Source organism: Ferruginibacter albus, assembly GCF_020042285.1.
Classification (GTDB): domain Bacteria; phylum Bacteroidota; class Bacteroidia; order Chitinophagales; family Chitinophagaceae; genus Ferruginibacter; species Ferruginibacter albus.
On sequence record NZ_CP083388.1, the window covers coordinates 53,762 to 72,622 of the forward strand.

18 protein-coding genes and 1 tRNA gene are annotated in these 18,861 nt (G+C 36.2%); 12 read left to right on the top strand and 7 right to left on the bottom strand.

Annotation, left to right across the window (positions count from 1 at the left end):
* Window positions 1-141 precede the first annotated feature (141 nt).
* Both K9M53_RS00235 and K9M53_RS00240 read left to right on the top strand, forming a co-directional pair.
* On the top strand, window positions 142-651 hold the full coding sequence (locus K9M53_RS00235) for a surface-adhesin E family protein (RefSeq protein ID WP_224016871.1): 510 nt from the start codon (window positions 142-144) through the stop codon (window positions 649-651).
* Between the two features lie 29 nt (window positions 652-680).
* Entirely contained in the window at window positions 681-902 is a 222-nt protein-coding gene (locus tag K9M53_RS00240) for a hypothetical protein (protein ID WP_224016872.1), read from the top strand.
* A 270-nt stretch (window positions 903-1,172) separates the two neighbouring features.
* On the opposite strand, the gene K9M53_RS00245 is transcribed toward K9M53_RS00240, so the two are convergent.
* The 3 genes from K9M53_RS00245 to K9M53_RS00255 all read right to left on the bottom strand — a co-directional run bounded on the left by K9M53_RS00245 (window position 1,173) and on the right by K9M53_RS00255 (window position 2,523).
* Window positions 1,173-1,589 (bottom strand): hypothetical protein, encoded by a 417-nt coding sequence (locus tag K9M53_RS00245; RefSeq protein WP_224016874.1) that lies wholly within the window; start codon window positions 1,587-1,589, stop codon window positions 1,173-1,175.
* Window positions 1,590-1,663: 74 nt separating this feature from the next.
* Entirely contained in the window at window positions 1,664-1,927 is a 264-nt protein-coding gene (locus tag K9M53_RS00250) for a helix-turn-helix domain-containing protein (RefSeq protein ID WP_224016875.1), read from the bottom strand.
* A gap of 523 nt (window positions 1,928-2,450) precedes the next feature.
* Window positions 2,451-2,523 (bottom strand) — tRNA-Phe (locus K9M53_RS00255).
* A gap of 147 nt (window positions 2,524-2,670) precedes the next feature.
* Between K9M53_RS00255 and K9M53_RS00260 the strand changes: the two genes are divergently transcribed.
* From K9M53_RS00260 to K9M53_RS00270, 3 genes are read left to right on the top strand one after another with little or no spacing between them, the layout of a single operon-like run.
* Window positions 2,671-2,937 carry a SemiSWEET transporter gene (locus K9M53_RS00260; RefSeq protein ID WP_224016877.1) on the top strand — a complete coding sequence of 89 codons (267 nt, stop codon included), beginning with the start codon at window positions 2,671-2,673 and terminating at the stop codon, window positions 2,935-2,937.
* Entirely contained in the window at window positions 2,934-3,743 is an 810-nt protein-coding gene (locus tag K9M53_RS00265; protein WP_224016879.1) for an SDR family oxidoreductase, read from the top strand. Before K9M53_RS00260 ends, K9M53_RS00265 begins: the two co-directional genes overlap by 4 nt.
* A gap of 5 nt (window positions 3,744-3,748) precedes the next feature.
* The gene (locus K9M53_RS00270) at window positions 3,749-6,358 is read left to right on the top strand and encodes an MGH1-like glycoside hydrolase domain-containing protein (RefSeq protein ID WP_224016880.1); all 2,610 of its coding nucleotides are present in this window, start codon (window positions 3,749-3,751) and stop codon (window positions 6,356-6,358) included.
* Here the strand turns inward: K9M53_RS00270 and recQ are convergent.
* Window positions 6,355-8,646, bottom strand: coding sequence for a DNA helicase RecQ (recQ, locus tag K9M53_RS00275; protein WP_224016882.1), 2,292 nt, complete (start codon window positions 8,644-8,646; stop codon window positions 6,355-6,357). The two genes, K9M53_RS00270 and recQ, sit on opposite strands and share 4 nt — an antisense overlap.
* A gap of 219 nt (window positions 8,647-8,865) precedes the next feature.
* Here recQ and K9M53_RS00280 point away from each other — a divergent pair, with 219 nt between their 5' ends.
* The 4 genes from K9M53_RS00280 (at window position 8,866) to K9M53_RS00295 (ending at window position 12,911) form a co-directional block, all read left to right on the top strand.
* Window positions 8,866-9,948 (top strand): mannose-1-phosphate guanylyltransferase, encoded by a 1,083-nt coding sequence (locus K9M53_RS00280; RefSeq protein WP_224016883.1) that lies wholly within the window; start codon window positions 8,866-8,868, stop codon window positions 9,946-9,948.
* A gap of 30 nt (window positions 9,949-9,978) precedes the next feature.
* Window positions 9,979-10,773, top strand: a complete 795-nt coding sequence (locus tag K9M53_RS00285; RefSeq protein ID WP_224016886.1) for a hypothetical protein — start codon at window positions 9,979-9,981, stop codon at window positions 10,771-10,773.
* A gap of 61 nt (window positions 10,774-10,834) precedes the next feature.
* On the top strand, window positions 10,835-11,983 hold the full coding sequence (locus K9M53_RS00290; RefSeq protein WP_224016888.1) for a methionine aminotransferase: 1,149 nt from the start codon (window positions 10,835-10,837) through the stop codon (window positions 11,981-11,983).
* Between the two features lie 103 nt (window positions 11,984-12,086).
* Window positions 12,087-12,911 (top strand): universal stress protein, encoded by an 825-nt coding sequence (locus K9M53_RS00295; RefSeq protein WP_224016890.1) that lies wholly within the window; start codon window positions 12,087-12,089, stop codon window positions 12,909-12,911.
* Window positions 12,912-12,919: 8 nt separating this feature from the next.
* On the opposite strand, the gene K9M53_RS00300 is transcribed toward K9M53_RS00295, so the two are convergent.
* The 3 genes from K9M53_RS00300 to mqnC all read right to left on the bottom strand — a co-directional run bounded on the left by K9M53_RS00300 (window position 12,920) and on the right by mqnC (window position 15,039).
* Complete coding sequence (locus K9M53_RS00300; protein ID WP_224016892.1) at window positions 12,920-13,267, bottom strand: hypothetical protein; 348 nt, start codon at window positions 13,265-13,267, stop codon at window positions 12,920-12,922.
* Between the two features lie 120 nt (window positions 13,268-13,387).
* Window positions 13,388-13,837 (bottom strand): DUF1569 domain-containing protein, encoded by a 450-nt coding sequence (locus K9M53_RS00305; RefSeq protein WP_224016894.1) that lies wholly within the window; start codon window positions 13,835-13,837, stop codon window positions 13,388-13,390.
* Window positions 13,838-13,914: 77 nt separating this feature from the next.
* Entirely contained in the window at window positions 13,915-15,039 is a 1,125-nt protein-coding gene (gene mqnC, locus K9M53_RS00310) for a cyclic dehypoxanthinyl futalosine synthase (protein WP_224016896.1), read from the bottom strand.
* 64 nt (window positions 15,040-15,103) lie between these two features.
* Between mqnC and K9M53_RS00315 the strand changes: the two genes are divergently transcribed.
* From K9M53_RS00315 to K9M53_RS00325, 3 genes are read left to right on the top strand one after another with little or no spacing between them, the layout of a single operon-like run.
* Entirely contained in the window at window positions 15,104-16,279 is a 1,176-nt protein-coding gene (locus tag K9M53_RS00315) for an aspartyl protease family protein (protein WP_224016898.1), read from the top strand.
* A 60-nt stretch (window positions 16,280-16,339) separates the two neighbouring features.
* The gene (locus K9M53_RS00320; RefSeq protein ID WP_224016900.1) at window positions 16,340-17,578 is read left to right on the top strand and encodes a M16 family metallopeptidase; all 1,239 of its coding nucleotides are present in this window, start codon (window positions 16,340-16,342) and stop codon (window positions 17,576-17,578) included.
* A gap of 2 nt (window positions 17,579-17,580) precedes the next feature.
* On the top strand, window positions 17,581-18,861 hold the full coding sequence (locus K9M53_RS00325) for a M16 family metallopeptidase (RefSeq protein ID WP_224016902.1): 1,281 nt from the start codon (window positions 17,581-17,583) through the stop codon (window positions 18,859-18,861).

Below are 18,861 nucleotides of genomic sequence, written 5' to 3' on the forward strand. Positions count from 1 at the left end.
AGACGCAATAACGCTCACGCACGGCGTGGGCTTATTGTCTATTGGTGTAAGGTATACCAGTACCTCGATACAGTAGCTTTAGGTCTCACGCTATTTTATTTCCAACCGTCGTTAGAGGCTGCGACAACAATCACTTTAAAAATGAAAATGTATGTAATCATGGTGTTTGTCTTCATTAATGCAACTTCTTCTTATTCCCAAAGCAGGATAAGGGACACTACCCAAATGGACACAATTGCTTCAAATAACGCTAAAACAACAGAATATAAGCCAACTCCATCAGACGAAAGAATATTAGATCAATCAGTTAATATTAAATGGAGATATTCTACTAGCTCCAATACTAATGAAAGGTGGTATTTTAAAACAACCTGTATAAGTAACTATAATGGAGTGATTAAAATATGGCTAAAAGCTAAATCTTCTAGTGAGGTTATTAATGGAAAAACATATAAAAATATAGAGAGAAAAGTATTGATAAGCTTTGATTGCTCAGCAAAAACAGTTACTAACCATGCGATTTATACATATGATTCGCAAGGGAAAATAATAGATAGCGACACTCAGGATTATACAGAACCACAAGACATCGTGCCCGGCTCTGTATTAGAAAAATTACAAGAAGATATTTGTTATTATTATTCTGATTAGAAGTAAGTATAACCGATAAAATAATTAATATGGAATCGAATAAAAACGAAAGTAATAAGCATGTGTTATTTGAAATGCTCAGCCAATATCCAACGGAAATACGTAGTAAGATCTTATCTGGTCTTCTTAAAGCCCTACAACAAAAATTAAAAACAAAACAAATAGCTGCCGAAACACAAAAACAGATAGAAGACAACGTCTTAAAAGTTATTTATGATATGGACTTTGGAAACATACGATTAAAACAATAGCTATAAAATCAGGGACCCATGCACACACACCGCTTTTTTATTTAAAAAATATTTTGATTTTAGCGGTGTGTGTGCATGGGTCCCTGTACCTAGATGACTTATTTTAAGGGGGGTGGGTTTTGTATATGAGATTTGCTATTAAATCTTAGTAATTTTTGTATTACAAAAGCATCCTTTTTTGATAGCTCAACTATTATGTGCCAATTGAATAGACCTACCCACTACCTCCCCGTGCCACCCCTTTCTGCTTTCCTGCTTTTAAAAAAGAAATTAAAAAAGGAAATCATAATCGGCATTAATACGATTTAAATATTTTGATACATAAAAATGTGCCCCTAAATAAGGCTTATATCTGTCAATCTTAGTAGAATTAAAACCTTTCCCATAGTTTCCATTTGTGATTACTTGCCATACTTTATTTATTTGATTTTTGGCTGATGAACCGGGAGCTAAAACCTTAATGAGAGTATGAAGGTGACAGCCATCTTTTGTATCAAAAGGTTCAGCAACCCAAAATATTTGTACTTCTGATTTTAGATTGTTTTTTAAAAAGGAGAAATATCTGTTCATAAGCACTCTTGCAGATTTTACAGAAAAATCATAGCGAGTTGTAAATGTGCAGTAATAACTCCACTTCATTAAGTTTAGCCATTCAGCATATCCTCTTATTCGTTGATTATTTTGCATGGTGAGGTACAAGTATTTTCTATACTTGAAAAGTTTAGATTAACAATTTTTAATGATTGATTTTAGCTTAAAAGTTATTTTAATGCTTTGTTTAGTTCAGATTGTAAATACAGTACTCTATTTCCAATTCTGGATGCTTTTATTAAACCTTCCTTTGTTCTTTGATTAAGTGTAGGAAGAGATATTTTTAAATACTCAGCCGCTTCTTTTCTTGTATAAATTTTACCTTCTTGTTGACTACTATCATTTTCTAACACAAAACCATTCTCATCTATAACTTCTTTGAGTATGTTTTTAAACTCTTCTCTATTCTTTGGTAAATAAAAATTGTGTTGCATCTGAGAAAATTATGGATGCAATAAGGAGAAAAAAATACTTTAAAACGAAACTAGTTTTACACATATAAGGTGCATGCAATCCGCTATGGCAAAGGATTTGGCGGCATGCCGCTTACAAATTATTTTCATTTTTATAAAACATAATTTTCGGATAGACCTCGTTAGTCTATGCATAGACTAACGAGGTCTATGTTTGTTATTAATTGAAAAACATGAGTTTCCATGTTCAGTGACTACTGGTTCTGTGTATAGTCCGGACTAAAATTGTATTAATATATAAAATAAAGGTCTATTCAATGCATAAAAACCTTTTCGAATGGGTTGTCTTAATAGAAGTAAATTTTCTTAGAGAAGTTATAATATCAATGTGGATAAGTTGTAAGTATAGAGAAACAAAAAATGAAATAACTAAGAAATTGGCTATCTGTTTTGAATAAAAAATTATTACTTGCCCCTAGTATTGCCCCTAAAATAAAAAAGCGCCATAAGTATTTGACTTATAACGCTTTTAGTGTAATCTCCGTGGTGTGGGCCGGGATCGAACCGGCGACACAAGGATTTTCAGTCCTTTGCTCTACCGACTGAGCTACCGCACCATCCTTCCAATTTTATCAAATCGGGCTGCAAATATAGGATAATTATCAGAAAATAACGCAGAGCTATTAACTTATATCCTTTTATGGTAACTTGAAGTTAACAAACCCGAAATTCTTTTAAATCAATTCCTTATTAATTTTAAAAATATGAATTGGATAACCCTATTAGGATTAATAGCTGCATTTTGCACTACCATATCCTTTCTGCCACAGGCAATAAAAACCATAAAAACACAAGACACCTCCTCCATTTCACTTTCCATGTATATATTTTTTACGGTAGGCACTTTTTTGTGGCTGTTGTTTGGGTTGTTCAGTAACAATATTCCAATAATAATAGCCAATTTCATTACATTGATATTGGCATCTATCATTTTAATTTTCAAAATCAAACATACTTCTAACAGATCATGAATGTGAATCCGAAATTAAAAGGACAATCAGCGTTGGTAACCGGTGCTAACAGCGGCATTGGGCTGGCTGTTGCTAAAGCCCTGGCTTACGATGGCGCACAAGTGGTGGTTAACTATGTATCACATCCCGAAACTGCTGATGCATTGGTAAACGAAATAAAACAAAACGGCGGCACCGCTATTGCCTTGCAGGCAGATGTAAGTAAAGAAGACCAGGTGCAGGCAATGTTCCAGGCAATGTATGCAGCCTTTGGAACTATTGATATTTTAGTAAACAATGCAGGGTTGCAAAAAGATTCGGCATTTGAAAATATGTCATTGAAAGATTGGCAACTGGTAATTGATGTAAATCTTACAGGACAATTTTTATGTGCAAGAGAAGCAGTGAGAGAATTTTTGCGCAGAGGTGTTGTGCTGGAAAGAAGTATCGCCGCAGGAAAAATAATTTGCATGAGCAGCGTACACGAGGTTATTCCCTGGGGTGGACATGTAAATTATGCTACCAGTAAAGGCGGTATCATGATGTTGATGAAAAGCATGGCGCAGGAGCTGGCGCCTAAAAAGATACGGGTGAACAGCATAGGTCCGGGCGCTATTCAAACACCTATTAATCATACGGCATGGGAAACACCGGAGGCGTTGAATAAGCTGCTGACATTGATACCATACAACCGGATCGGGCAGCCGGAAGATATTGGAAAATTAGCAGCATGGCTGGCAAGTGATGAATCGGATTATATAACAGGCACTACTATTTTTTGCGATGGGGGGATGACATTATATCCCGGCTTTTCAACAAACGGATAATTTAAATGACCGAACAACAACGCATAGACGAAAACTCTTTAAAAGAGGTTCCTCTGGAAAAATGGGGACCATATTTAAGCGAACGCCAATGGGGAACAGTAAGGGAAGATTACAGCTCCAATGGCGATGCCTGGAATTATTTTCCGCATGATCATGCAAGAAGCCGGGTATACCGTTGGGGAGAAGATGGACTGGCGGGCATTTCAGACTATTTGCAAAACTTATGTTTTGCTGTGGCTTTATGGAACGGTAAAGATCCTATTTTGAAAGAACGATTGTTTGGGTTAACGAATAGTGAAGGGAATCACGGAGAAGATGTAAAGGAACTATATTATTATTTGGACAATACTCCTACACATTATTACATGAAGTATTTGTACAAATATCCGCAAAGCGCTTATCCGTATAATGAACTGATAGAACGAAACAAAAAGCTTCCAAAAACAGAACCTGAATATGAGCTATTGGACACAGGTATCCTTGACGAAGGCAATTATTTTGATGTAGTTGTTGAGTATGCTAAAAATAGCAGCACAGATATTTTTATTAAGATAGAGATCATTAACCGCAGCACTCAACAAGCAGCACCTATAACGGTAATGCCTACACTATGGTTTCACAATCGTTGGTGTTACGAACCGCAGGCAATAAAACCTTCTATTGAAGCGGTTGCGAACGGCGTTTTAAAAGCTTCTCATCCTGTCACGGGAGAATATTTTTTTTATTTTGATTCCTCTGTAACCACATGGTTCACAGAAAATGAAACGAATACAGAACGGCTTTTTGAAAAACCCAATGCATCGATCTTTGTAAAAGATGCTTTTCATGAAGCGTTGATCAATAATAAAAATATAGATCTTGTAAAAAATAAAAAAGAGGGAACAAAAGCTGCGCCTGTATTTCAGTTGAATGTAAAGCCCGGCGAATCCCAAACGATTTTTTTACGCCTCGCAGATAAAAGTATTGACAAGCCCTTTGATGAAAATACATCAAAGCTCTTTGATCAACGAAAACAGGAGGCAGATGAATTTTATCGATCTATTTTATCAAAGCAATCCTCTTTAAGTGCTATTCAACGGCAGGCATTATCGGGTTTGTTGTGGAGCAAACAATATTATCATTATGATGTAGCGGAATGGCTGGAAGGCACGGATAATATTACTGCACCCAGTGATGAAAGAAAGAATGGTCGCAATCATGATTGGAAATATCTTAAGAACAAGGATATTATTATAATGCCCGATAAATGGGAGTATCCGTGGTATGCAGCATGGGATACTGCTTTTCATTGTATTGCATTTGCTTTGATCGATAGCGTGTTTGCAAAGCATCAGCTTATTTTATTAACAAGAGAATGGTTCATGAATCCCGAAGGACAAATGCCGGCGTATGAATGGAACTTCGGCGACGTAAACCCTCCTATTCATGCGTTTGCTGCATTGGAGATATATACTATCGAAAAACAAAAAAACGGAAAAGGAGATATTCAATTCTTAAAGAAAATATTTCAAAAGCTGATCATCAATTTTACCTGGTGGGTAAATAGAAAAGACGCTAATGGCAATAATGTGTTTGAAGGAGGATTTTTAGGATTGGATAATATTGGTGTTTTTAACAGGAGTGTTCAATTACCAAATGAAGTATTGTTGGAACAGGCAGATGGAACGAGCTGGATGGCAATGTATGCGTTAAACCTGATGGATATAGCATTGGAAATTGCACAAACAGATGACGCCTTTGAAGATACGGCCACAAAATTCTATGAGCATTTTATTTATATAGCCGAAGCGTTAAATAAAATGGGTTTATGGAATGAGGAGGATTGCTTTTTTTACGATGTGCTGTTAACCTCCGGGCAGCCTCCTTTTTCTTTGAAAGTCCGTTCACTGGTGGGGTTGGTTCCATTGTATGCAGCTTCTGTAATTCCTTCAAACGTATTAGAGATACTAAAAGACTTTAAAAAAAGAACAGACTGGTTCAATGAGTATCGTTCAAAGCATAACCTGTTTTTACCTAATAAGGAAACAGAAAATAATAACGATATGCTGCTCTCCGTGGTAAATAAAGAAAAGCTGTCAAAAATTTTAGAAAGACTATTAGACGAAAGTGAATTTTTATCAAAAGGGGGTATAAGAGCATTATCAAAATTTTATGAACAAAATCCTTACTCTGTTAATTTAGGAGGACAAGAGTTTTCTGTTGCCTATGATCCTGGTGATTCCACATCGGGAATGTTTGGCGGCAACAGCAATTGGCGTGGGCCCGTATGGATGCCGGCTAATTATCTTTTAATAAAAGCTATAAAAAAATATGGAGAATATTATGGGGATAGTTTTAAAACAGAATACCCCAAAGGTTCCGGCAATTTTTTAAACCTTCAACAAGTGGCGTTAGAACTGGCAAAAAGAGTGATCGGTATTTTTTCGAAAGATGAATCAGGTGACCGCCAGGTGTTCGGAAAGTACAATCAATTTTACAAGCGGCCTGAAAATAAAGACTTGCTTTTATTTCATGAATACTTTCATGGAGATACATCCAGGGGAATAGGTGCCAGTCATCAAACAGGCTGGACAGCTTTGGTTGCTAATTTGATCGCGGAATTTGAAACAGCTTAATTTCCGTATACGCTTAAAAACTTAATACGCATTATTTTTAATTGCTCCCAATCAAAATTGCTGTCTGCTAATTCTTCCTGTGCAGCTTGTAAGCTGCTTGTTTCACACGACTTAAAGTAATCTATGATCTCGTCCTGTTCATATTCATCTACTAATTCATCAATAGCATAATCCAGGTTTAGCCTGGTACCGCTTGCAACAATTGTTTCCATTTCTTCCAACAATTCATCCATTCGCAAATCCTTGTTTTTAGCAATGGTTTCCAGGGGAATCTTTTTATCAACGTTTTGTATGATGAATATCTTGTTGTTATTACGGTTTACAACCCCTTTCATTACAAAATCATCAGGACGTTCAATTTCATTTTCTTCAACAAATTTTGCGATCAGCTCAATGAATTTTTTACCGTAACGAATGGCTTTTCCTTTGCTTACACCCTGGCATTTTTCCAACTCTTCTATGGTAGTCGGGTACATCGTCGCCATATCTTCCAGCGTACCTTCTAAAAAGATAACAAAGGGAGGAAGGTTTTTTTCTTTAGCCACCTGCTTGCGCAGATTCTTCAGCATTTCCAGCAGTTTTTCATCTGCAGCACTGCTGCTGCCAATTGCCGGTGCGCCTTCATCATCATCTGCATCAGCGCCTTCAAATAAATTGTTCAATACAATTTTAAAAGAGGTAGGTTTTTTTAAAAAAGCTTCCCCTTTTTTAGTGAATTTCAGTACGCCATATTCTTCTATGTCTTTTTCTATCAAACGTTCCAAAAGCATTTGTCGTAATAAAGAATTCCAGAAATGCTCATCTTTATCTTTCCCGATCCCAAAAAAATCTTTTTCATCATGCCGGAACATTTTTACCTGTGGATTAGGCTTGCCTAATAAAATATGTAGCAGGTAATCCATGGTAAACTGTTCATCCAAACCCTTAATAACTTTTAAAGCCTGTTGTGTTTCAGCTTTGGTTTCGATCAGTTCTTTGGGATTGTTGCAATTGTCGCACATGCAATTGCATTGCTTGGTATTATATTCTTCACCAAAATAATTCAATAAGATCTTTCTGCGGCAAACAGCACTTTCTGCAAAAGAAACAGTTTCGTTGATCAATTGAGCACCCACTTCACGTTCACTCAATGGTTTGTCTCGCATTAAATGTTCCAGTTTTGAAACATCCTTATGAGAGTAATACAATATGCATTTTCCTTCCATTCCATCCCGCCCTGCACGACCGGTTTCCTGGTAGTAATTTTCTATCGATTTTGGAATGTTATAATGAATTACAAAACGAATGTCCGGCTTATCGATACCCATTCCAAATGCAATGGTGGCAACAATTACCTGTGTATCTTCATTTAAGAAAAGGTCCTGTCGTTCTGCACGCAGCTTAGCATCTAGTCCGGCATGATAGGCAACTGCCTTAATGCCGTTAGCCATCAGCATTTCAGCCAGTTCTTCGGTTGTTTTTCTATTAAGGGTGTAAATAATGCCACTCTTTCCTTTGTTTTGAGAAATAAAGCGGACAATACTTTTAATAGTTTGATCTTTTTTTATTTTGGGTAATACCTCGTAATAAAGATTGGAGCGATTAAATGAAGAAATATAAATATCCGCATTGCGAAGTCCTAAATTTTTGACGATATCGCTTTGTACTTTTGGTGTAGCCGTTGCTGTTAGTGCGATCATGGGAGCTTTTTCATTTATCATTTCCATCATTTCCCGCAAACGGCGATACTCAGGACGAAAATCATGTCCCCATTCAGAAATACAATGCGCCTCATCTACAGCAAAAAAAGATACATTAAGGTCTTTGAAAAACTCAATGTTCTCTTCTTTGGTCAATGTTTCAGGAGCTACGTACAACATTTTTGTTTTTCCGGCTACCAGGTCGTCCCGAACTACTTTTTGTTGTCCTTTATTTAATGTGCTGTTTAAAAAATGGGCTACATCATCCTTGCTGCTGTAGCTTCTTACCAGGTCAACCTGGTTTTTCATTAATGCAATTAATGGAGAAACGATAATGGCGCAACCCTCACTTATAATGGCAGGCAATTGATAGCATAAGCTTTTACCCCCTCCGGTCGGCATTATTACGAATGTATCTTTACCGGCTAATAAATTTTTAATGATAACTTCCTGCTGACCTTTAAATCCTTCAAACCCAAAATGTTCTTGCAATTGAGCAGCAAGATTATTGTTTTCTTTCGATGAGGTTTTTATAGTTTTTCCTTTGACAGCAGTTTCTTTAACAGGTTTTTCTGCTTTAGGTTTGGGTTTTGCTTTTGTTGTCGTCATTCTCTCTCTACATTAGTTTAGGACAAAAAATATTCATCAAAAATTTAAAGGGTAGCGAAGTTACTTTAATATGCCCGCAATTTCAAATTGGCAGTACATTTTAAGTTATCATTAAGATACATAAAATTCCCGATAATCCTATGGGTTTAACAAACTATATTCTTTTGCTTTATCGGGTAATTAAAGTAGGTTTGTGCTTTTTTATAACAGATATACAGCATGGGTAAACATCATTATGTGGCAATAATGGCAGGTGGTATTGGAAGCCGTTTTTGGCCAATGAGCAGAACAGATTTTCCTAAACAATTCCTGGATATTTTAAACACAGGCAGAACGCTGATACAAGGCACGTACGATCGTTTTGCTAAATTTATTCCTGCAGAAAATATTTATATAGTTACATCTGCTCAGTACAGGGACTTAGTTATTAAACAACTTCCCGAATTAAGCGAAGATAATATTCTGTGCGAACCTTCCCGTAAAAACACAGCACCTTGCGTTGCTTATATTTCTTATAAATTATATCAAAAAGATCCTGCTGCTAATTTGATTTGTGCGCCTGCAGATCACATTGTTACAGATATAGAAGGATTTAAAAACGTTTGCGAAAATGCACTGCATTTCACGTCGCATATTAAAGCGTTGGTAACATTGGGCATAAAGCCTACACATCCAAATACTGGTTATGGGTACATACAGTTTGAACAACAACCTGTAACGGAAAATGTATATAAGGTAAAAACTTTTACCGAAAAGCCGGATAAAGAATTGGCAAAAACGTTTTTGGCAAGCGGAGATTTTTTATGGAATGCCGGCATATTTGTGTGGCAGGTTAAGAATATTATTAAAGCATTTGAAAAGCTGCTACCCGAAATTCATGAGTTGTTTGAACAGGAAAAAGTGAATTTTAATAGCAATAAAGAAAAAGAGTCAATCGAAAGAATTTATCCTCAATGCGTAAATATTTCAATTGATTACGGCATTATGGAAAAGGCAGATAATGTGTATGTAATACCTTCTTCATTTGGATGGAGTGATCTGGGAACCTGGGCCAGCGCTTATGAAAATCTGGAAAAAGACTATCTTGAAAATGCTGTGGCAGGCAATAATGTAATGGTTATTGATGCAACCAAAAATGTGATTCACGCGGATAATAAAAAACTTGTATTACTGCAGGGATTAGACGATTTTATAGTTGTTGACACAAAAGATGTATTGCTTATTTGTAAAAAAGATAAAGAACAAACCATTAAAGAATACGTAGCAGAAGTAAAAAGAAATAAAGGCGATAAATATTTGTAGGTTTTATGTAAATTGGGTTTTAAATCAACCATGACAAAACCCCTGCTTGCGCTGTTTTCTTTTGTTTTATTTATACCCAACCTTATCCATAAAGATATTAATGAAGTGTTGCCTTATAATGGCATAGAAGCATATGATCCTTCACTTGCTTACCTGAATTCAATTTCAAAACTGGAAAATTATGTGGATAGTGTAGCAGAGAAAAAGAATATTCCTATAAATGATAACCTGGCTTTTATGGAAGTAATGGCGAATACCATAAGAGAAAGATTTTATCATGGATTTTCGCACTATACTTTAAATGAAAATTGGATAGCGGCAGTTTCTGGTAAATATATTTGGTATAACCTTGCATGTATAGTTAACCCTGAAGAAATCATGAAACACGATTATGCTGCTTGCTCTCAGCAGGCGCTGGTTGTGATATCAATACTAAGACATAAAAAGATTCCTTACCGCACAGTTCTCTTTCCACATCATTATGCACTGGAAATAAATATTAATGAGCATTGGTATTATTTTGACACCAATCTTGAGCCTAAGATCTATGGCGAGCAACGGTCGGCGGAAAAATGGAACGACTCGAACGATAGCATAAAACAATATTACACTTGGTTGAATCGCGGTAATGGTTGGTTAGATACAACATTTGGCGTACATCAGAAAACTCAATATGGACCTGTAAATAATATACCGGCCCGGCATGCAAAACTTTTCCATTTAAGTACCAAGATCATTTCAAAAACAGCATGGTTGCTGCCTTTGCTATTTATTTTTTTCTTAGAAAGAAGACAAACTAAAAGAGCAGATTTTTCTGTTGAATAACATCTCTTCCCTGGAATTTTTTCTTTACACTTTATGCGAAATAAAAATCTAATTTTATTTCATGAACCCTTTTATACAAAGTAAGCTTCCTACTATTGGCACTACTATATTTACAGTAATGACTTCTTTGGCTGCGGAGTATAGATCTGTTAACCTGGGGCAGGGCTTCCCTGATTTTGAAATGAGTGAGCAACTGGTTGAGTTGGTAAATACCGCCATGAAAAAAGGGAACAATCAATATGTACATATGAATGGCTTACAGCTGTTACGGGAACGCATATCCGAAAAAATACATACCCTTTATAACACTTCCATCGACCCGGATAAAGAAATCACCATAACTCCGGGTGGTACTTATGCTATTTACACCGCACTAACAACTGTACTGCAACCTGGCGATGAGGTAATTGTTTTTGAACCCGCATACGACAGCTATATCCCTAACATTGTAATAAATGGCGCAATTCCGGTTTTGATTCCCCTCATCCACCCTGAATATAAGATTGACTGGCAGTTAGTGAGAAATAAGATATCGCCCAAAACAAAAATGATAATGCTGAATACGCCACATAACCCTACCGGCAGTATTTTAAGTAAAGAAGATATTGAACAATTGCGCAGTATTGTTAATGACACTAATATTTTTATTTTGAGTGATGAAGTGTACGAACACTTGATATTTGATGGCAAGCAACATGAAAGCATGTTGCGTTATCCTGATCTATTGGAACGAAGCTTTATTTGTTTTTCGTTTGGTAAAACCTACCACTGCACCGGATGGAAATTGGGGTATTGCATTGCGCCTGCATCATTAATGAAAGAATTCAGGAAAGTACATCAGTTCAATTGCTTTAGTTGTAATAGCCCAGCACAATTTGCCTTGGCTGAATTTTTACAACAGAAAGAAGCGTATTTGCAGGTAGGAAAATTGCTTCAACAAAAAAGAGATCATTTCCAAGGCCTGATGCAGCAAACAAAATTCAAAGCATTACCTTCTTACGGCAGTTATTTTCAATTGTACGATTACAGTAACATTAGCAATGAAAAAGAAAATGACTTTGCAGTTCGGTTAACGAAAGAATATGGTGTCACAGTAATTCCGGTTTCAGCCTTTTATCAAACTGAAACCAATAATAATGTAGTGCGATTCTGTTTTGCCAAAAAGAACACAACATTGGAAGAAGCCGTTAACAAATTGATTACAATATAGAAATTTTCGTTGTGCTTCTTCTCCTCCTTTGTTGGAAAAATCAAGATATCTCTTTTAAAAGGCATCCTTTTTTTGTAACTTTAAGAGAACTAAAAACTTGGTTATGAAAACGATTCTTGCGCCTGTAGATTTTTCAGATGCAGCCTTCAATGCAGCTGAATTTGCAGGAAACCTGGCGTCTTTTTATGGTGCTGATCTATGGTTATACCACGCTTACGAGTTACCGGTTTCCATTTCAGAATATGTTTTTCCAATAATGGGCAGCGAAGAAATGCAATTAGCTGCGGAACATGAGCTACAGACATTTGTCGATGATATACATGATAAGCTAAGGTTCCCCATCACTATAAAAACTAAAACAGAGATGAGCGTTCTACGTGATGGCTTGAACAATCTTGCAGAAAACATAAAACCTGATATTATTGTAATGGGTTTAACGGGTAAAACAGAATTTGAAAAATTATTAGTAGGAAGCAACACGATCAAAGCCATTCATTATCTAAAATTCCCTGTATTGGTTGTTCCTTATATGGCAACGTTTACGCCTGTACGAAAAATAGGTTTTGCCTGCGATTATGAAAAAGTATTGGAGAACACTCCAATAGATGTGCTTGGAAAAATTGTAAAAGATTTTAATGCTGAGCTGCATGTAATGGATGTGCATCCTAAAGATAAATTATACAAGCCCGCAGAAATTACAGAAGGGTTATTGATAAGTGAAAAACTGAAGGAATTTAAACCTGAATATCATACAATAGAATCGAATGATGTTACAGAAGGAATAAACTGGTTTGCTGAAAGGACAAGACTGGATTGGATTGTAGCTATTCCTAAAAAACACAATTTGGCAGACAAACTATTTAAAAGAAGCCATACTGCACACTTGCTACATCATACGCATGTACCGGTATTATGTATGCATGAATGATGCTATTGTTATAAAGAGATGAAATAAGAATAATCTCCACTGCCTTTTGATATAAAAAAGAACGACCAAACTTTATTTCGCTTAAATAATAGATACGTCAAAACGGTTTCTCCTAAAAGGACACCATAAATATTTTTATTGCTTTTGCCGCCAAACACCTGCTTCTGTTTTGCTTCAATTGTATCGTATTGAACAATTTTAATTTTATCTAAATTTTGGCCGGCAAGTAACGTATCCAATTCTTTTTTAGTTTCTACAACAAAATATTTTAATATACTATTTACAGTATCAGCGTTATTTCCGCGATGGTAAATCGGTGGCATGTAGTTTTTTAAGTTTTCTACAGATGAATCCAACAACAAATTTGTAATAAAAGCTTTACCTGTTTTTATTCTGGATTCCTGTGCAACTGTAATTGCGGAAAAGTATATAATGCAAAAAAGTATAAGGGTGCTTTTTTTCATTTTTCAAATTTATCATACACCAAACTGTCTCAAATGATGATCCAAATGTTTGTACATCATTTGTCCCCATTGTTCTTTGGTAAATTTTCCAAAAAAAGGGTGTGGATGATTACCCGCTTTCATTGGGCCTGCCGAATAAAATTTATCAACCAACGTTATCAATTGTTGTTTTTCCTCAGTAAAATTTCGCTGGTCTTTGATTATAAAATCAGGAGAGGTAGGTAAGCCCTGTTTCCAAACCTTATCGTTATACAATTGAGACTTGAACATAAAGCCAATAACTCTGCCCAGAATCATCCTGGGATAAGCAAGATCACTTAAAGGTATTTTAAAAGCTTCTATACAATGAGCCATCATTTGCGCCACATCCATTTTTCCCCATTGGCGAGGCGATTGTTCGGATAATTTATTAAGCCGTTCTTTTATTTCCGTGTAAGTAGAATTATCGAATAAAGATTTCATGGATTAAACTTATTGCTCTTATTTTTCATCCCATTATTAAAATAAGAAATTGGAATTTGTTGGTTACAACCTGGAATTTAATAATTGATCACCTGCTCTTCCATTACTTCCGGCATCTTTCTAAACTCGTATTGCTGGTTGCGCAATTGAGGTTCAAAGCCCGCTTCTCTTATAGCTTCCTGAATTCCTTTGCTTGTAAAGCGGTGTGGCGCACCTGCTGCACTAACAACATTCTCCTCGATCATGATACTGCCGAAATCATTAGCGCCTGCCTGTAAACATAGTTGCGCTGTTTTTTTGCCAACTGTTAACCAGCTTGCCTGTATGTTTTTTACATTCGGTAACATGATGCGGCTCATGGCGATCATACGAATATATTCTTCAGGAGTAGTTAAATTATGAACGCCACGTATTTTAGTAAGTAATGTATCAACATCTTGAAACGTCCATGGTATAAACGCTATAAAACCCTTTGCTTCTTCAGGCTTCCTGCTTTGTACCTCACGTAGCTTTACCAAATGCTCAAAACGTTCTGTAATTGTTTCAACGTGACCAAACATCATTGTTGCCGATGTGGTAATATTTAGCTTATGTGCCTCATGCATGATATCCAGCCATTCCTGGCTGCCGCATTTTCCTTTGCTGATCAAGCGACGAACCCTGTCCACTAAAATTTCTGCTCCAGGCCCAGGTAAGCTGTCCAAACCTGCCTCTTTTAATGCCATTAATACTTCACGATGTGTACTCTTTTCTAACTTGGTAATATGCGCTACTTCCGGCGGGCCAAGTGTATGTAATTTTAACGTAGGATATAATCGCTTTAAATCTTTAAAAAGATCTACATAATATTTCAATCCTAAGTCTGGATGATGACCGCCCTGTAATAACAACTGTTCACCACCATATCGAAACGTTTCATCGATCTTCTTTTTGTACGTTTCAATGTCGGTGATATATGCTTCCGAATGGCCGGGTATTCTGTAAAAGTTGCAAAACTTGCAATTAGCAATGCATACATTGGTAGTGTTTAAATTCCTATCAATGATCCAGGTTACTTTTCCATGCGGCACTTGTTTCTTTCTAAGTTCATTTGCCACATACATTAATTCGGTAAGCGGTGCATTTTCAAATAAATAAACTCCTTCTTCTACTGAAAGAAATTCAAAGTCTAACGCACGTTGCAATAAGTTATTCAGTTCCATTTTCCGTTTATATAATTAATAACAAAAGTACGTTCATTCGGTTGTATATTTATTTGTAATTGCCATGAAAAAAACAATTTGCATACTGCTTATTTTATTATGCCATTTTTGTAATGCTCAGAATGCAGCGCAGGCAAGCTTTTTGACGTCGTTTAATTTTGAGCAGTTTACCGGCGGTATCATATTGGTGAAGGCAACCCTGAACAATTTTCCTGATTCATTAAATTTTATTTTAGACACCGGTAGTGGCGGTATCTCGCTCGATTCAACTACTTGCGTAGAGCATGGATTAGATCCTGTACCCTCTGATACCACCATTACTGGTATGGGAGGCGCACGAAAAGTAAAATTTCTATTTAATCAAACACTTCATTTACCCGGCTTGGCAATCAGTGGCTTAAATTTTCATATTAATGATTATAGCTTACTTACCAGCGTATATGGAGAAAGAATTGATGGGGTGATCGGTTACGGATTTTTTAACAGGTATATAGTGAGAATAGACTTTGACAGTACAAAGATTGAAATATACCGTCCCGGTAAAATTCAATATCCAAAGCAAGGCTATTTGTTACATCCTCTGTTTACAAGTATTCCAATACAATCAGTACAGTTAACAGATGCTCGTCCTATCGATTTTAATTTTTATTTTGATACCGGCGCCGGTATTTGCTTTTTAATGAGCGAACAGTTTGCACAGGATAGCGCTGTTTTATTATCAAAGAGAAAACCTGTTGCCACTTTTGCTGAAGGTGTTGGTGGCCGATTGCAGATGCACTTGACAGTGGTGAATAAAATACGTATTGGCAAATACAAGTTTAGAAAGGTACCTGCTTATATTTATAAAGATGATTACAACGTAACATCTTACCCTTATATAGGTGGATTGATTGGGAATGATCTATGGCGTCGTTTTAATTTAATGATCAATTATCCCAACAGGGAAATTTATTTGACTCCTAATACTCATTTCAGAGATGCTTTCGATTATGCTTACACCGGAGTGTCGCTTTACTATGAAAACAGCTTAATTGTGGTTGATAATATTGCACCGGGTTCTCCTGCCGAAAAAGCCGGTTTAAAAAAAGATGATATTGTAATAGGTGTTTCTAATAATTTCAGCAATAATATCCAGCAGTATAAATTGTTGCTGCAATCCCCTCATGAAAAAATAAGATTATACATCAATCGGAACGGACAATTATTAGACCTTATTTTAAAACCCCAAAGTATTTTATAAAATATTTCAGTGAAGAATCTTATCCCTTGAAGCTTGCTTCTTGTAACTTACCTTTGCCGCATGATTCACTACGAGAAATTTACCCTAAGCAATGGCTTGCGAGTTTTAGTGCATCCCGATAAAAGTACGCCCATGGCGGTTATCAACGTTATGTACGATGTGGGAGCAAAAGATGAAAATCCTGACAAAACCGGCTTTGCGCATCTATTTGAACACTTAATGTTTGGTGGCAGCATCAACATTCCAAGTTATGACGAACCCTTGCAATTGGCAGGTGGTGAAAACAATGCGTTTACCACAAATGATCTAACAAACTATCATTGCCAGTTGCCGGCAGAAAATATTGAAACAGCTTTTTGGCTGGAAAGCGACAGAATGCTAAGCCTTGGCTTCAACGAGAAAAGCTTAGAAGTGCAACGCAAAGTTGTTAGCGAAGAATTTAAAGAACATTACATTAATAAACCTTATGGTGATGTTTGGCATCAGATAAGAGAGCTGGCATATACAACACATCCTTATAAATGGATGACGATCGGTAAAGAATTAAGTCATGTTGAAAATGCAACCTTGCAGGATGTAAAAGACTTTTTCTTTAAACACTATACACCAATCAATGCCATCCTGGTGGTTGCAGGTAACGTAGAAGTTGATAAAATAAAAGAATTGGCTGAAAAATGGTTTGGTCCTATTCCCGCAGGAACAAAATATCAACGCAATATTCCTATTGAGCCCGAACAAAAAATTGCCCGTAAAAAACAAGTACACGCCAATGTTCCGTTGGATGCATTGTATAAAGTATGGCACATCTACCCCCGTTTAGATAAAAGATATTACACGGTTGATTTAATGACCGAGATATTGAGTGGTGGCGGTTCTTCACGTTTAGTGCAATCATTGGTAAAAGAAAAGCAATTGTTCAGTGGTATCAGCTGTTATCATTTAGGAAGCACAGATGCAGGCTTACTAACTATTGAAGGCAAATTAGTAAAAGGCGTTAAGATGGAAGATGCTGAAGCCGCACTCAATCATGAATTACAATTATTACAACAACAAGGTATTTCCGAAGAAGAATTGCATAAAGTGATCAACAAAACAGAAAGTCTGCTTTCTTTTGAAGACATGAGCGTAGAAAATCGTGCAACCAAATTAGCCATGTACGAGTTGTTGGGGGATGTATCCTTAATAAATACAGAACTCGATAATTACCAGTCTGTAACCGCAGAAGAAATTGTAAACGAAGCAAAAAAAGTTTTTGACCCCAATAATAGTAATACGTTATACTACTATTCAAATAATTAAAGATGATCGACAGAACAATAGCTCCATCCATAAAAGACGCAGTAGAATTTGATCTAAAATTAAAGCCATACGAAAAATTTGTATTAGACAATGGCGTAGAAGTATATGCTGTAGATGCAGGTGTACAGGAAGTATTGCAATTGGAATTAGTATTGTATGCAGGCAATAGTTTTGAAACACAAAATGCTGTAGCCACTGCAACTAATTACATGTTAAAGTCGGGCACATCCGGTAAAACAGCCTTTCAATTAAACGAACACTTTGAATATTACGGTTCATTTTGCAAGCGGGCTTGTTATAATGAAACAGCTGTTTTCTCTTTGCATTCACTAACCAAACATTTATCACACTTATTACCTGTAATGAGTGAAATGCTTACTGATTCTATCTTTCCTGAAAATGAATTGAGTATCTATAAGCAAAACACCAAGCAAGCGTTGGCTGTTAGTTTAAAGAAAAGTGATTTTGTTGCAAACAGGATGATCGATGTTTATCTTTTTGGAAAAGATCATCCGTATGGAAAATATAACAATGCCGAAGATTATGATGCACTACAAACGGAACAACTTAAAAAATATTACCAACAATATTATTTAAATGGTAACTGTGTAATTTTTGTTGCGGGTAAATTACCTAAAGATTTGTTTCAACAACTCAATAACAATTTTGGCAAGCTAGCCTTACGTCCAAAACCTTCAGCTTTAGACCTTTTATCTCCTTCTCCGGTGGTAGAAAAAAAATATCGTTTGCAAAACGATGATAATGGTGTACAGGGTTCAATAAGAGTAGGAAGAGATTTTCCCAATCGCCATCACCCTGATTTTGCAAAAGCAATGGTGTTGAATAGTTTGCTTGGCGGTTTCTTTGGTTCACGTTTAATGAGCAACATCCGTGAAGATAAAGGTTATACCTACGGTATATACAGCTATCTCCAAAACAGTATTCAGCAAAGCGCATGGATAATCAGCACAGAAGTCGGGCGTGATGTTTGTGAGCCAGCTATCAAAGAAATTTATCATGAACTTAAAACATTGCAGGATAAGTTAGTAAGTGATGAAGAATTATTATTGGTACGCAATTTTATGATGGGCAGTATTCTCGGTGATTTAGATGGCCCGTTCCAGATCATCGGCAGATGGAAAAATCTTATTTTAAATAACCTGGATGAACAATACTTTTATAGTTCAGTCAACACTATAAAAAATATTACCGCGGCTGAAATAAAACAGTTGGCAGAAAAATATTTTAACCCGCAAGATTTCTACGAATTAGTCGTTATATAA